Source organism: Paenibacillus rubinfantis (assembly GCF_001486505.1).
GTDB classification, from domain to species: Bacteria; Bacillota; Bacilli; order Paenibacillales; family Paenibacillaceae; genus Fontibacillus; species Fontibacillus rubinfantis.
The window spans coordinates 1,014,604-1,030,179 of sequence record NZ_LN909065.1 but is presented as its reverse complement, the minus strand read 5'-3'; the positions used below and the strand labels follow the sequence as shown (position 1 = coordinate 1,030,179).

Annotated in this window: 8 protein-coding genes; 6 read left to right on the top strand and 2 right to left on the bottom strand. The window is 53.9% G+C overall.

Features of this window, described 5'->3' with window-relative positions; genetic code table 11:
• The first annotated feature begins 35 nt into the window (after nt 1–35).
• From BN3277_RS16260 to BN3277_RS16250, 3 genes are all read left to right on the top strand, one after another.
• Nucleotides 36–2,579: a LamG-like jellyroll fold domain-containing protein gene (locus tag BN3277_RS16260; RefSeq protein WP_059044344.1), complete on the top strand. Its 2,544-nt coding sequence runs from the start codon at nt 36–38 to the stop codon at nt 2,577–2,579.
• Nucleotides 2,580–2,602: 23 nt separating this feature from the next.
• Entirely contained in the window at nt 2,603–3,574 is a 972-nt protein-coding gene (locus BN3277_RS16255; protein ID WP_059044343.1) for a glycoside hydrolase family 43 protein, read from the top strand.
• Nucleotides 3,575–3,805: 231 nt separating this feature from the next.
• Entirely contained in the window at nt 3,806–5,359 is a 1,554-nt protein-coding gene (locus BN3277_RS16250) for a response regulator transcription factor (protein WP_059044342.1), read from the top strand.
• 510 nt (nt 5,360–5,869) lie between these two features.
• Here BN3277_RS16250 and BN3277_RS16245 read toward each other — a convergent pair.
• Complete coding sequence (locus BN3277_RS16245; RefSeq protein ID WP_059044341.1) at nt 5,870–6,775, bottom strand: transposase; 906 nt, start codon at nt 6,773–6,775, stop codon at nt 5,870–5,872.
• Nucleotides 6,776–7,300: 525 nt separating this feature from the next.
• Between BN3277_RS16245 and BN3277_RS16240 the strand changes: the two genes are divergently transcribed.
• Complete coding sequence (locus BN3277_RS16240; protein WP_059044340.1) at nt 7,301–10,162, top strand: glycoside hydrolase family 3 protein; 2,862 nt, start codon at nt 7,301–7,303, stop codon at nt 10,160–10,162.
• A 43-nt stretch (nt 10,163–10,205) separates the two neighbouring features.
• Here the strand turns inward: BN3277_RS16240 and BN3277_RS16235 are convergent, their stop codons facing one another.
• Nucleotides 10,206–11,111 (bottom strand): helix-turn-helix transcriptional regulator, encoded by a 906-nt coding sequence (locus tag BN3277_RS16235; protein WP_059044339.1) that lies wholly within the window; start codon nt 11,109–11,111, stop codon nt 10,206–10,208.
• 135 nt (nt 11,112–11,246) lie between these two features.
• On the opposite strand from BN3277_RS16235, the gene yicI reads away from it, so the two are divergent.
• Nucleotides 11,247–13,565, top strand: a complete 2,319-nt coding sequence (gene yicI / locus BN3277_RS16230) for an alpha-xylosidase (RefSeq protein WP_059044338.1) — start codon at nt 11,247–11,249, stop codon at nt 13,563–13,565.
• Between the two features lie 134 nt (nt 13,566–13,699).
• Nucleotides 13,700–15,484, top strand: a complete 1,785-nt coding sequence (locus tag BN3277_RS16225) for a sensor histidine kinase (RefSeq protein ID WP_059044337.1) — start codon at nt 13,700–13,702, stop codon at nt 15,482–15,484.
• Nucleotides 15,485–15,576 lie beyond the last annotated feature (92 nt).

Here is a 15,576-nt window from a genome sequence, read left to right as displayed (position 1 = left end):
AAGCGCCCGCCATACCCGGCAAGGAGGGAAGTCCGATGAGGAGCATGTACAAGGGCTTGGCATTACTCTTGATCTTGATCCTGCTGATGCCTGGCGAAGGATGGGCAAGCGGAGGATCCGACGCTCAAAACAGCGGTCCTTCGGGGAAAAACCGTAAGCCTGCGTTTACCAACGTCTCGGTCCACGATCCGAACATCGTTAAGGCCGGCTCGTCCTATTATATCTTTGGGTCGCATATCGAAGCTGCTAAGTCAACCGATCTGATGAACTGGTCGACGTTTACTAACGGCTATCAAACCCCGGGGAACGTGATCTACGGCGATCTATCTAACAATTTGGCGGGATCATTTGCTTGGGCGGGGGAAGATGACGCCGACAGCAAAGGCGGGTATGCGGTCTGGGCGCCGGGCGTGATCTGGAACGGGCACTACCGGAATGCAGATGGAACGAGGGGCGCTTATATGATGTACTACAGCGCTTCGTCAACGTATATCCGCTCTGCGATTGGGTATGCAGTATCCAAAAATATCGAGGGGCCCTACACCTACGTAGACACGGTGATTTATTCGGGGTTCACGAAGGAGACGGCGTATGACGAGAACAGCCGGGTCGATAAGAAGTGGACGAATACGCACCTTGAGCAGCTAGTGAACCAAGGAAAGCTGAAGGAAGCCAACCCAAACTGGTTTAACAGCGACGGTTCCTTTAATAATGCCATGTATCCGAACGCGATTGACGCGGCTTTGTTCTTCGATAAGGACGGCAAGCTGTGGATGACGTACGGCTCTTGGTCCGGCGGGATCTTTATCGTCGAGCTGGATCCGGCCACCGGTCAGGTGAAATATCCCGGTAAAGACGGAACAACGGCGGACGGTCGCCTTGTCGACCGCTATTTCGGCACTAAAATTGCCGGAGGTTACACGAAGTCCGGCGAAGGACCCTTCATACTATATGATAAAGCTTCGGGATACTACTATTTGAACGTTTCCTATGGTTGGCTTGGCGCTAATGGCGGTTACAACTTGCGGCAATTCCGGGCGAAACGTCCGGACGGCCCTTACCTTGACGCGGCCGGACATAATGCCGTGCTGCCAAGAGACACGGACAACGCGCCGTACGGCATCAAATTGGTCGGAAACTTCCTGTTCGACCGCAAGATCGGCGATCCCGGCACGGGAATCGGTTACGGTTATGCATCGCCAGGGCATAACTCGCTATTTTATGACGAGAAGACAAAGCGATATTTCTCGGTGTTCCATACTCGATTCCCGCAGCGGGGAGAGGTGCATGAAGTCAGAGTGCATCAGCTGTTCATGAACCCAAACGGCTGGCTGGTCATGGCACCTACGCGTTACGCCGGGGAATCTTTGCAGAAAATAACGGCTTCCAAGCTGGTTGGCGACTACCAATTCGTGAATCATGGCCTCAGCTATTCCGGGGAGGTCCCCACTTCGGTCCATCTTACTTTGAATAAAGACCATACGATTTCGGGCTCGATCGCCGGGACCTGGAAGCTAAAAGGGTCCTATGGAACGGAGTTGACCCTGGATGGAGTGGCTTACCACGGCGTATTCGTCAATGGCTGGGATGAGAACCAGGGTCGGGAGACAATGACCTTTACGGCCATCTCTCGTGAAGGTACCGCGATCTGGGGCATCCAGCAGCCGGACATGAACGATCGCCAGGTCGTTAAGGCGGTGCAGGAAGATTTAACGCTGGGGGATACCCGCAAAGTCATGAACAACCTGACCTTGCCGTTGGAAGGGACACACGGAGCTCAAATCGTCTGGTCCACCTCCGATCCGGGCGTCATACCCGAGGCCGGGGTCATCCACCCGCCCGATCCGGGGGAAGCCGATGCCCGCGCTACGTTAACCGCAACAATCACGAAGGGGAAAGCGAAAGCCGTCAAAACGTTTGCAATCGTCGTTGCTCCGATTGATCCTTCCTATGGACTGCGGGCCCACTATCGCTTTGAAGGCGATTTATCGGAGGTCGAAGGACGATTTGGCGATGGCACGGTGACCGGGGCAAAGCTGGATACCGAAGGCGGAGCGATCGCCTTCACGGATGGGGTGCAGGGGCTGGCCGCCGGGTTTGATGGGAAATCCGGTATTCGGCTGGATGACGGTCTGATTCAAGGGAACCGTTATTCGGTTTCCCTCTGGTTAAATCCGCAGCAATTTACCCAGTTTACAACCAGCTTCTTTGGGGCGAAGTCCAATACAAGCTGGATCAGCCTCGTGCCGGATTCCTGGGATCATAACACGATGTTGTGGTCCGGCGAAGCCTGGTATGACGGGACGACGGGCGCGCGGATGTCGGCAGGAGCTTGGCATCACGTAGCTTTTACCGTTGATGCTGGAAATGTAAAAGTGTACGTTGACGGGGAAATGAAATTTGCAGGAACGGGATTCCCGGATATTTTCCCGGATAATCAAGGGGTGTTCAGCCTAGGAGTGAATTGGTGGGACCCCCCTTTCCAGGGGAAGATGGATGAACTCCGGGTTTACGACGTACCGATTACGGAAGCGGTGGTCCGCAAACTGTACGAGGAAGGCCAGAGCGAAACAAAATGACAGAAGGAGAAGGAGAAACCAAGATGAGTCACACGCAGGAATATCGAAATCCGATCGTGGAGCAGCGTGCCGATCCGTGGGTTTATAAGCATCGGGACGGGTACTATTACTTTACGGCCTCGGTTCCGGAGTATGATCGGATCGAAATTCGCCGGTCCAAGACGCTGCAAGGATTGGGGGAAGCCCAGCCGGTTGTGGCGTGGCGCAAATATGATACCGGCCCGCTGAGCGCCAACATTTGGGCCCCGGAAATCCATTTTATCGATGGGAAATGGTATATCTATTTTGCTGCCGCGCGAACGACCGAGACGAACGAAGGACTGTTTGATCATCGGATGTACGTGCTGGAGAACGCCTCCTCCAATCCGCTTGAAGGCGAATGGGAGGAGAAAGGCCAGGTCCGCACGCGATGGGAGTCGTTTGCGCTGGATGCAACAACGTTCGAGCACCAGGGGGAACGGTATTATGTTTGGGCGCAGAAGGACCCGAGCATCGAAGGGAACTCCAACCTCTACATCTCCCGGATGAGCAACTCTTGGACGCTGACCGGAGAGCAGGTCATGATCTCCACACCGGAATACGATTGGGAAACAATCGGCTTCAAAGTGAACGAAGGACCGGCGGTGCTGAAGCGGAACGGGCGGATTTTCATCAGCTATTCGGCCAGCGCCACCGACCATCACTATTGTATGGGCTTGCTCACCGCGGACGAATCGGCAAATTTGCTGGATCCCGACTCCTGGGTGAAGTCGCCGAGTCCGGTGTTTGCGACCGATGAGGCTGTAGGACAGTTTGGGCCGGGTCATAATAGTTTTACCGTCTCGGAGGACGGGCGGGACGTATTGGTTTATCATGCCCGTAATTACAAGGAAATCGACGGCGATCCGCTGTACGATCCGAACCGGCATACCCGGGCCCAAATTCTGGGATGGAAGGAGGATGGAACGCCGAATTTCGGGGTTCCAGTTCCAGACTCGGCCCGCGTGAAGCCATAAGCAAAGGTAAGGAGGAACCCTTTGCTGCTGCAGGTTTAGACGTTATAGAAAGGCTGCTCTATCGCTCATCAAACGATGAGGGAGGGCAGCTTTTTTAGTGAGGGGCATCAAAATAGTGCAATAAGTCAACAGAATAATGTTTGTGGATAAAACTCAAATTATTTTATAATAAATTGAAAACGCTTTATAATTCGCTGGAAGAACGAACTTTTCCGGTCGGAGGAATGCCAAATGATTAAAGTGCTTATTGTTGACGACGAACCCAAGCTTAGAGAAGGCCTGCGTATGTTCATCGATTGGGAAGCCTGCGGCTACGAAGTGGTAGATACGGCGGCGAACGGGAACGAAGCACTGGATAAATATGAACGATACCGTCCTGACCTGGTGGTGGCTGATATCCGTATGCCCGGTATGGACGGGCTTCAATTGATTGAAAAGCTCCGTATGCAGGACCCGCTCCTGCATATTTTGATACTTAGCGGTTATGCGGATTTCAGCTATGCCAAGAAAGCGATGACGCAACGGGCGGACGGTTATTTGCTGAAGCCGGTGGATGAGGACGAGCTGAAGGATTATCTATGGAAGATCAAGCTGACGATCGATGAGGAGCGCGCCTCGCAGCAATGGAAGCACGTCACGGCCGAATGGAACCGCGAGGCGCTGATCCAGTCGGTCCTGACGGGGGAAGACAAAGATGATCCCGCGCCGCTCTGCGAGCGCGCGTGCGAGGTTGGCATCAGCGGTAAGGCGTTTCAAATCCTGCTGCTCGCCGCGCAAATGGAAGGGGACGGCGAAACCGAGATCAACACGCTCGCCCGCAAAGAGTTGGTTCGACTGTTCGAGGAGCCGGGTCGCGGCTGGGTATTTGCGATCCATGCCAAGCTTGGGGTCCTGTTGAAGGAGCCGCTTCTTTCGGTCGAGCTTGCAGGCCTTTATCGGGAGCTCGCCGCAGATTTCGCCGAGGCGGCGGATGCGGATATCCCATTTTCCGTCGCCCTAGGCGAGAAGGTGGGTTGCCTAACGGAAATCCGGGAATCCTATCGGACGGCCTGCGAGCTGGTGCGGCATCATTTCTTCCTGGATCGGGGAGCGATTCTGACCCCGGAGTTCTTACCGTCCGGGGCAGCAGCGGAGCCGGGGACAGCACCCGATGAGCTGGGCGAACAGCTCTTTTACGCCGTTGATATCGGTCATCGCGAGGCGGTTCAAGCCTTGCTGCGCCAACTCGGCGAAGCGTATCAAACCGAAGGTGCAATGGAGAATGAAATCAAGAACCGATACGTGGAGCTGCTGACGACGATTTATACCAAGGCGCTGAAGCAGTCGCCGGAGCTCCAGAGCCGGGGCAAGGAGTTTTCCGACGGATTTTCCAAAATTCAGAAGGCTTATTCGATCTGGGAGCTCAACGAACAAGCGGAAAGCCTGCTGCTGCAAATCATGAATCAACTCGGCGAGGACGGCAAGCACCGGGAAGTCAAAATTATGCTAGATCTGATTCACCGAAACTACAGTGAGAACCTCAAACTGGAGACGCTCTCGGGTATTTTTAACTATAACACCGCTTATTTAGGCAAATTGTTTAAGAATACGACCGGAGAATATTTCAATACTTACCTCGATAAAGTACGGATCGAAAAGGCGAAGGCTTACCTTGAAGAAGGCTTAAAAGTCTATCAGGTGGCCGAAAAGGTCGGATACACCAACGTCGATTATTTTCACAGCAAATTCCGTAAATACGTTGGCACCTCGCCTTCCGCTTACCGCAAACAGTCCAACCATGCTTGAACCGGGATGGAGGCTGTATGTCTCCCACCCTCTTATATCGAGGGTTGTATGACGTGTACCCTTTTCTATAGGGGGATGGGATTGTATACCATCCGCCCTCTTTTGACGATTATCCCTTTGCATCAGGAAGTGGAGAAAAGAGAAACTAAAACGCTCGTGAAACGCTCGAAAAAAAATATATAAAGATATCCCAACCCTTTACCAACTGGTCCAACCGATCCAACAGATCAACAGATCAACAGATCAACAGATCAACAGATCAACAGATCAACAGATCAACAGATCAACAGATCAACAGATCAACAGATCAACAGATCCAACCCCTCTAACGGATCTAACCGAAACCGATCGAATTAACTGACTGATCTAACCGAGCTAGTCGATGTAAATCGATCCAATTGATCGATCCAATTGATCTAGCAAAATCAAGCCCACCTAGCCCGCCCGTTCTGTCCTATCTCGAAAGCAGTCCTTCTCGTTCGCTTAGTAGCCTGTTCATTTAGCAGTGGATTAAGCCGCTGCTGCGATGGACGGGTTTTGTTGTTGTGTGATGAGTTGGTGATATGGGATCGCTGGAATGGACATGCACATATTCAGTAGTTTTTGGCGCTTTTCTTCCTCGGAATTGGACATCAGTAACTTGCGACGCACGGTGTACTCATTCAAATAAGCTTGCAAATGCGTTATTCCCAAGGCGACATACGTTCGTTTGATGGAATTCCAGGCCGATTTTACTTCTCTCCGCAAAGGCAGATACAGCCGAAAAGCCAACGGGAACGATTCGAGCTTAGAGGCACGGTCGTCTACAAAATTATGGATGAATGAGGTGAGATCGTGTCGGTTGGCCCGTTGCCCGCCTCCTCTTTTATGGGGGATCAGCTGGATCTTCACCCGTTCCAGTTCCCCGGACTCCGTGACTGTGCCTCCGGCGACGACCGCGGTGGCATAAGGTTGAACAGCGGGGTGAAATCGCAACGTATCGTTCGCATACATATCACAGTTCACCTTCACATCTCCGCAGAGCAACTCCTGGGCATCGCATTCGCCGAGAGTATGGCGGATTTTGTGCAGCATGAGCCATGCGGTCTTATAGGTAACCCGGATCTCCTGACTCAACCGCAGCGCCGAGATGCCATCGGGAAGCAGGAACAATTCCAAAGCTTGAAACCATTTCATCAAAGGCAGATGGGTTCTTTCAAAAATCGTGCCCACCAAAGGCGAGGCTTGATAGCCGCATTGTCCACATTCAAATAAAGGAAGGCGGCGGGAGGAGAGACGGGTGCATTCAGTATAAGCGCAACGCGGGCAGACGAAGCCATTTGGCCACTTCTTCGCTATGATCGCAGCAATACAGTCCGCTTCGCATTGAAAACGGCTGTTTATAGAATGAAGCTCCGTATTCGCACTTAATTCCACGTCCGATCCCTCCAACCTAAGAAATGAGTACATATGTTCTCTTGGTTCAATTATACCAAACATATGTTCTAATCACAAGAAAAAAATGCCATTTTTTTAATTTGTCTTTCAAATTTTCCCCACGATAACCCTATTTCTGAGCGAAAGGGATAATCACGAAAAGGAGGGCGCGAAGAACCCACAAAGGGCCGAAGCCTTTAACACCGGAGCCCGGCCGAGGCCTTTAAAACCGAAGCCAGAAGCTCCCGAAGCACCGAAGCACCCGAAGCACCCGAAGCCCCCGAAGCACCCGATGCACCCGAAGCACCCGAAGTTCCCGAAGTTCCCGAAGTACCTGAGGTACGTTAAGTGCCCGCGGACGGGCCGGTGATGCGATATTTTTATATGAAAACATAGCTAATCTTCCGTGTATCGAAACCCAAAGCGGCGGGCTATGATAGGATTGGCAAACCCATACGGGAACAAGCAGCGCGTTTCTTTTAAGCGCTTACAATGAATTTATAGAGGATGGGAGCGAGGGAGCGTATGACGGACAAAACGTACCAATATCCTTTTCAGAACCCCGACTTGCCGCTGGCGGAGCGGGTGGAAGATCTGGTGTCCCGGTTTACTTTGGATGAGAAAATTGAGCTGATGTGCCAATTCCAAACGGAGGTGCCGCGGCTTGGGGTTAACAAATATAAACACGGCACAGAAGGCGCGCATGGTGTGGCTTGGCTGGGAGAAGCGACGTCCTTTCCGCAAAATACCGGACTGGCCTGCACCTGGAATCCCGAGCTGATGCGGCAAATCGGTTCGGTGATTGGCGATGAGGCGCGCGTGTATTATCAGCGGAATCCGGAAGTGAACGGGTTAACGATCTGGGCGCCAACCGTCGATATGGAGCGTGATCCGCGCTGGGGTCGGACGGAAGAAGCCTATGGTGAAGATCCGCACCTTACGGGAGCTTTAACGACCGAGTTGATAAAGGGGCTGCAGGGCGATCATCCGTTTTATTACAAGGCGGTAGCGACGCTGAAGCATTTTTATGGGAATAATAATGAAGTTGGACGGGGCAGCGACTCGGTGAGCATCGATCCGCGTAATAAACGAGAGTATTATTTGAAAGCGTTTGAGCGGACGTTCCGGGAAGGCCGGGCCGGTTCAATGATGACGGCTTACAACGGGATTAATGGGACGCCATGCAACTTAAATTCGGAAGTGAACGACATCGTCAAAGGCGAATGGGAGATGGACGGTTTTGTTGTTGGTGATGCTGGCGACGTGATGGGCACGGTGTTGGATCACCGTTACGTGGAATCCTACGCTGAAGCGGTGGCAGGAACCATAAAGGCGGGCATCGACAGCATGACGGACGATCAGCCGATCATGTTCCAGGCTTTGCGTAACGCCCTGGAGCAAGGGCTGCTGGCCGAGTCGGACCTGGACCGTGCGTTGCGTAACGCCTTCCGCGTTCGCTTCCGCCTGGGCGAGTTCGATCCGGAGGAGCGGAACCCGTACAGCAACGTGCCGGAAGCTAAGCTGTGCGCACCGGAGCATGCGGCCTTGTCGTTGACCGCAACCCGCGAATCAATTGTGCTGCTGAAGAATGAAGGCTTGTTGCCTTTGCCGCAATCCTTAAGTTCCGTGGCGGTCGTTGGGCCGCTCGCCAACGAGGCGATTACCGACTGGTACAGCGGCACGCCACCGTACCGGGTCACCCCCTTGCAGGGCATAAAGGAGAAAATGGGCGATCGCCCGGTTGAGTTCGGAACCGGCCTGGACCGGATTCGCTTGCGCTCCGCAGCGACCGGCCAATATGTTCGAATCACTTCCAGCGAAGGGGCAGAAGCCGTTCTGACGGCGTCCGGCGACAGCGCGGCAGAGGCGGCGGTATTTGAGCGGGCCGATTGGGGCTGGGGCTCCAATACGCTGCGCTTGGCGGAAACCGGCAAATTCGTGACGGAGACCGATTCGGGGCTGCTGACAGCGACAGCGAATGAAGCCAGCGGCTGGTTCGTGAAAGAAGCGTTTGACTTCCATGCGGCATCCGGCGGCACGGTAGAGTTGAAAGCATGGAACGGACGCCCGATCGTCCTGAACGACCGCGGCGGATTGATGGCTGTCGGGGAGAATGTTTTTGATAATGCCATTAAGGTAGATAGCAAGCTTCCGGGCGAAAAATGGATCGTAGAGATCGTGGAGAGCGGCATTGAGCAAGCGGTGAAGGCGGCCAAAGCCGCGGAGACAGCGGTGGTCTTCGTTGGCAACAACCCGTTCATCAATGCGAAGGAAACGATCGACCGGGCCGACATCGTACTGCCGCCGGCGCAGCAAGCACTGATTCAGGCGGTTAGAGCGGCGAATCCCAATACGGTGGTCGTCATCGTCGGCAGCTATCCTTTTGCAGTGAACTGGGAGAACGAGCATGTGCCGTCGATCCTGTTTACCTCTCATGCTGCGCAAGAACTGGGCCATGCCGTAACCGATGTGCTGTTCGGCGATTACAATCCGGCGGGACGGTTGAATATGACCTGGTACCAATCGGTGGACCAACTGCCGGATCTGAAGGATTACGACATTATTAAGGGGAAACGGACTTACCAATATTTTGACGGAGAGGTGTTATACCCATTTGGACATGGGCTGAGCTATTCGACGTTTGAATATAGCGGACTTAAGTTGGATCGGACGGCTGTTGCACAGGACGGTGAGGTTCAAGTTTCGTTTGATGTGCGTAATGCCGGAAAAATGGCCGGAGATGAAGTGCCCCAGCTGTATGTCCGAATTGGGAAGTCCCGGGTACAACGGCCGCTGATGACGTTGAAGGGCTTTACTCGCCTGCATCTGCAGCCGGGAGAGTCGAAGCGGGTTACGTTTACGCTGAAAGCGGAAGAGCTGGCGTTCTGGGATGTGACGCGGGATCGTTACTGCGTGGAATCAGGCGAATATACGGTGATGGTTGGACCGTCCTCGGGCGTGATTGCCATGACGGCTGCACTACGAGTGGACGGCGAAACCGTGCCGCCGCGCTCGCTGCGCGAACACGTCCGTGCGGTGAATTATGACGATTACGAGCAGGTTTTCCTTGATGAATGCCGCGAGGGCGGCGAAAGCATCCGGCTGAAAGCCGAGCGCGGTTGGATCGCCTTCCGCGATGTCGAATTAGGCGAAGCAACGTCCCGGTTCGAAGCTCGGGTATCGGGGAACTTGAAGGGCGGCGAAATTGCGGTGACGCTCGATTCCCCGGACGGCGAGGTTGTCATGAGCTGCAAGCTCCTGCCTACTGGCGGACGACAAGCCTGGACGACGGTTAACGCCGAAGCTGCGGTCAGCTTGTCGGGCCGGCATGATGTATACCTGCATCTGCAAGGGGAAGCGCAAATCAGCTGGTTCCGGCTGAATTAGGTTCTAGTAGAACGATCGATCAGTAAATCACGACCGAAAAGCACTAAAGCTCCACCGGCGCCAGCAGCCGCTTGCGGAATTCCGATGGCGAGCAATTCATCGCCTTGCGGAATACGCGGATGAAGTAGCTGATGTTGTCGAAGCCGACCTCCAGCGCGATATCGGAGATTTTGCGCTCCGGTTCACGCAGCAGCTCGGCGGCCTGGCGGATCCGGTACGAGTTGATGTAGTCCATCGGCGTCTGCCGGGTCATCGACTTGAAGAAGCGGCAGAATTGGCCTTCGCTCATCGGGATCAGCGCTGCTAGCTCCGCTAACCGGATCGGATGGCCGTAATTCTGCTGGATGTGCTGAATGACCGTTTTCAGCCGGTCGATCTTGGACGATTCACTGCGGCTGCTGCCCTGGGACCGGTTCACGGCCCGGCCAGCCGCTGCTGTCTCCGCCAGCATCAGGTAGAGGTGGCCTTTGACGGCCCCTTCATAGCCGGGCGATTCGGTGCTGCAGCTACGCATCAGTGCCACGATATGCTCCAGCAGCGCAAGGTCTACCGCTGTCTCGCGGCGGATATGACGGGGGAACGTCGCTTTTCGTTCCTGCAGCGGCAGGACGAGGTTCTCCTGGACCGCGTCGTAATGCGCACTGGCCAGCAGTTGCGTGTCGAAGACCAGGGAGAAGAACGCGCAACCCTGCTCGCCGTGTGCATGGGCGGCGTGAATGTCGCCGCCGTCGATAAACACCGCTTCCCCGGCCCGGACCGGGAAGTAGTCGGTATCGACCTGAAACAGCGTTTCCCCTTCGAGGCAATAGAAAAACTCGGCTTCGTCATGCCAATGGCAGTCGATGACATGCTCGCCGGGGCCGTAGCGGTACCAATAGGTGCCGAACGGCAGCCGATCGTTCCCGTGGCTCTTGCTCTCCTTCAGGGAGCGGCGGAGCGCTTGATCCATATTTGTTCACCTCGTCAAAATAGTGTTATATTTTCGCTTGATAATGTTAGTTTAATATACGTCGTATCAGTATAATGCAAGTATAGAACGTTTTCATTTGAAAAACAATGTGACGAGAAAGGCGGTTTTTCACCCATGAAATTTACCGATGGCAACTGGCTGATTCGCGACGAATTTACGCTTTCTACCGCGGTGCAGGCCTATGATTTTCACGTTAAAGACCACACTTTGATCGCCTCCGCATCCACAACGCCACTCCGCGGACGCGGCGATATGATTAATACGACTTTACTGACGATGCAATTTCACTCTCCTTTGCCGGGCGTGATTGGCGTAAAATTGATCCATTTTGCCGGCACGGTTGACCATGGTCCGCATTTCGAATTGGCGCAGGGCGGCGACCATGTCGAAATCTCCGAAAACGAGCAATATGCCGAACTAAAAAGCGGCAACCTTAGCGTCCGTATCAACAAAGGTCCGCAATGGTCCGTTGATTTCTATCGCGGCAGCGAGCGGATTACGGGCAGCGGCTTTAAATCGATGGCGCACGTCACCGAAACCGGCGGAAATACCTATATGCGCGAAGAGCTTGACCTGCGCGTCGGCGAATGGGTATACGGATTGGGCGAACGCTTCACCTCGTTCCTCAAGAACGGTCAAGTCGTCGATATCTGGAACAAGGACGGCGGTACAAGCTCCGAGCAGTCCTATAAGAACATTCCTTTTTATGTGACCAACAAAGGGTATGGCGTATTCGTAAACGATCCGGGCGCAGTCTCCTTCGAAGTCGCATCGGAAAAAGTCAAAAAAGTTCAATTCAGTGTTCCTGGCGAATCGCTTGAATATTTCGTGATCGACGGTCCGGAGCCGAAGGACGTGCTGAACAAATATACCGATTTGACCGGCAAGCCGTCGCTGCCGCCGGCCTGGAGCTTTGGCCTGTGGCTGACCACCTCCTTTACGACCGATTATGACGAAGCGACCGTCAATTCCTTCGTGGACGGCATGGCGGAGCGCGATCTCCCGCTGCACGTGTTCCACTTCGACTGCTTCTGGATGCGCGAATTCCATTGGACGGACTTTAAATGGGACGAGCGCGTATTCCCGGATCCAGTGGGTATGTTGAAGCGCCTGAAAGAAAAAGGCCTGAAAATTTGCGTTTGGATCAACCCGTATATCGGACAACGTTCCCGTTTGTTTGAAGAAGGCAAAGAAAAAGGCTATCTGGTGAAAAAAGCAAACGGCGACGTATGGCAATGGAATTTGTGGCAACCGGGCATGGCGCTCGTGGACTTTACGAATCCGGCCGCTTGCGAATGGTTTGCCGGATATCTGCGGGAGCTGGTCGACATGGGCGTCGACTGCTTTAAGACCGACTTCGGCGAGCGGATTCCAACGGATGTCGTCTACCATGACGGCTCGGATCCGGTGAAAATGCATAACTATTACACGTACCTGTACAATAAAGTCGTCTTTGAAGTGCTGGAAGAGAAGTTAGGCAAAAATGAAGCGGCTTTGTTCGCTCGTTCGGCAACGGTTGGCGGCCAGAAGTTCCCGATCCACTGGGGCGGCGACTGCTACGCCGACTACGAGTCGATGGCGGAAAGCCTTCGCGGCGGCTTGTCGCTGGGCCTCGCCGGCTTTGGCTTCTGGAGCCACGATATCGGCGGCTTCGAAAACACGGCACCGGCGCATGTGTTCAAACGCTGGTTGGCCTTCGGCCTGATGTCCAGCCACAGCCGTCTGCACGGCAGCAGCTCCTACCGTGTGCCTTGGGCTTATGACGATGAAGCTGTGGATGTTACTCGGTTCTTCACCAAGTTGAAATGCCGGTTGATGCCGTATATGTTTGATACCGCGGTACAAGCGACGCAGCAGGGCGTGCCAACGATGCGGGCGATGTTCCTCGAATTCCCGGAAGATCCGGCTTGCGATACGCTGGACCGTCAATATATGCTGGGCGACTCACTGCTCGTAGCCCCGGTCTTCAGCGAACAGGGCGATGTGACCTACTATCTGCCGGAAGGCCGGTGGACGCATTTGCTGTCCGGACAGACGGTGGAAGGCGGCAAATGGCGCAAAGAGAAATACGACTTCTTCAGCTTACCGCTGTTCGTCCGTCCAAACTCGATTCTGGCGACGGGAGCCAACGACGTTCGACCGGACTATGACTTTGCAGACGGCGTGGAACTCGGGTTGTACGCGATCGAAGACGGGGTAACACTCGCTCGTACGGTGCGGAATGCCAAAGGGGATGTCGAGCTTCAAGTCACGGTCGTTCGCAGCGGAAATACGATTAAATTGACCGCGGAAGGCGCTGGCAAACCGTTCTTCGTCACGCTGCACGGCATGGGCGAAGCGGCTGAGGTACAAGGCGCAGTATTGGCAGGGAACGGGGCTGTGGAAGTCGCAGCCTTCACAGGGAAAACCGAACTTCAAATCACCTTGAAATAATTGGTCCTGGACCCCACCGCTTCAGTAATTTAATATGTGACAGGCACCCCTGCGTACGGCAAGTGCTCAGGGGGGCTCAATATCCCCTCCCCTTAAAGAAGGGGATATTTCCATTTCTGTGAGAGGTGATTCGATTGCTGGGCAAACTGATTCGCATCACCAATAACCTGAGATTAAAGCATAAGCTGCTGATTTCCTATATTGTCGTCGTGATGATTCCCGTACTGATCGTTGGGGCAACTGTAACCGCTTACTTCCGTAATCAAGCGATGGAGCGGGCGATTGCCCAAACCACCAACAACGTGGAGAAGGTGAAAACCCGAACCGCCACGATGCTTCGCGTGCCTACCGATATCTCCGATTTCTTTATGCTTGACGGCGGGCTGGAGAAGATGGTGAACACCCGGTATCCCAATGTGTTGGAGCTGACCAAGGCGTACCTCGAGTATGACGATTTCCGCAATTATGACCGGACGTACCGCGAGGTGTCGGGGATTCGTTTTTACTACGACAACCCGACCTTGATCAATAACTTGGAACTCATCCCGGTTAATGAGGAAATCGAAAGCATGTATTGGTACAAGCAGGCGATGCAGAGCAAAGACATCGGCTGGTTTTATATCAACGATAATCAGGAGGTTCCGGTCAAACGGCTGAGCTTGGTGCGGCAAATTTCGTTTGAAGGAACCCGAAAGAGCGGCGTGCTCATGGTCATCATGAATCAGGAGGAGCTCAACCGGATGCTGCAGCAGGAGCCTTTTGAAACCCTGATTACCGATGATTTGGGTTACGTCGTGGCCGCCAAAAATCCGTCGCTCGTCGGCAAAACGCTGGAAGCGCTGGATTATGGCATCGATTTGCGAACGCAGCAAAAGGGGACGTTTAAAGTAGATATCCAGGGGGTTCCCTCCTATCTGGTCATCGATACTTTAACGCCGGAAGCCAGCATGAACGGCTTGAAATTTATCTCCGTGTTTGCGACGGAACCGATCGTGAAGGACGCGAATACCGTCAGTCTGGTTGGCTTGCTGATTATTTTGCTCGTCTTGCTGATTGCCCTGGCCTTCGTCTATATCGTCTCGTTCCTAACGTCACGCCGGATGCTGCGGCTGAGCCGCCACTTAAATCGTCTAGCTTTGGGGGATTTAAACGTCGTGTCGCGGATTGACGGCAACGACGAGATCGGGCAGCTGTCCCGGCAATTTAACTACATGGTAGACAGCATTCGCCGGCTGATGGAGCAGGTCGTGGAGAAAACCGAGCAAAACAACCGACTGGAGCTGGCTCAGCGGGAGATCAAGCTGAAAATGATGGCCAGCCAAATCAATCCGCATTTTCTGTTTAATGCGCTGGAGTCCATTCGGATGAATGCCCATTTAAAAGGGGACAAGGAGATCGCCAACGTCGTCCGGCTGCTGGGCAAGATGATGCGCAAGAATCTGGAGGTCGGCCGGGAGAGCACCCCGCTGAAGGAAGAGCTGGAGATGGTCAGCTCCTACCTGGAGATTCAGAAGTTCCGTTACGAGGACCGACTAAGCTATACCTTGTCGATCGATCCCGCGGCGAGTTTCATTCGCGTGCCGCCGTTAATCATTCAGCCGTTGGTTGAGAACGCCGTCGTACATGGCGTGGAGGACAAGGAAGAGGGCGTTCATGTCGAGGTGAGAATCGAAAGAGCCGATGAGCTGGTTCGTGTCACGGTTCGGGATAACGGGATGGGCATGACACCTGAACGCCTTCAGGAAGTGATGAGCTTTATCTCCGGCATCAAGGAGCCGGAACAGAAGCGGATCGGGCTGCGCAACGTGCATCAAAGGCTCGTGCTCTCCTACGGGGAAGAGCATGGTTTGCGGATTAAGAGCGATTATGGAGTTGGCACCGAGATCAGCTTTACGATCCCTTCCGGAAGCAATCTCTAATTATTATATGGTTTTGTTCGAAATCTCTCGGGTATTTCACCGGTCCCCCTTGCCTTATCATTAAGCTATAGCAGACAAGGGGGGAGTAAAGA

Coding starts and splice junctions, on each gene's coding strand:
- yicI (WP_059044338.1), top strand. CDS start 11,247: ATGAAATTTACCGATGGCAACTGGCTGATTCGCGACGAATTTACGCTT.
- BN3277_RS16255 (WP_059044343.1), top strand. CDS start 2,603: ATGAGTCACACGCAGGAATATCGAAATCCGATCGTGGAGCAGCGTGCC.
- BN3277_RS16240 (WP_059044340.1), top strand. CDS start 7,301: ATGACGGACAAAACGTACCAATATCCTTTTCAGAACCCCGACTTGCCG.
- BN3277_RS16260 (WP_059044344.1), top strand. CDS start 36: ATGAGGAGCATGTACAAGGGCTTGGCATTACTCTTGATCTTGATCCTG.
- BN3277_RS16235 (WP_059044339.1), bottom strand. CDS start 11,111: ATGGATCAAGCGCTCCGCCGCTCCCTGAAGGAGAGCAAGAGCCACGGG.
- BN3277_RS16250 (WP_059044342.1), top strand. CDS start 3,806: ATGATTAAAGTGCTTATTGTTGACGACGAACCCAAGCTTAGAGAAGGC.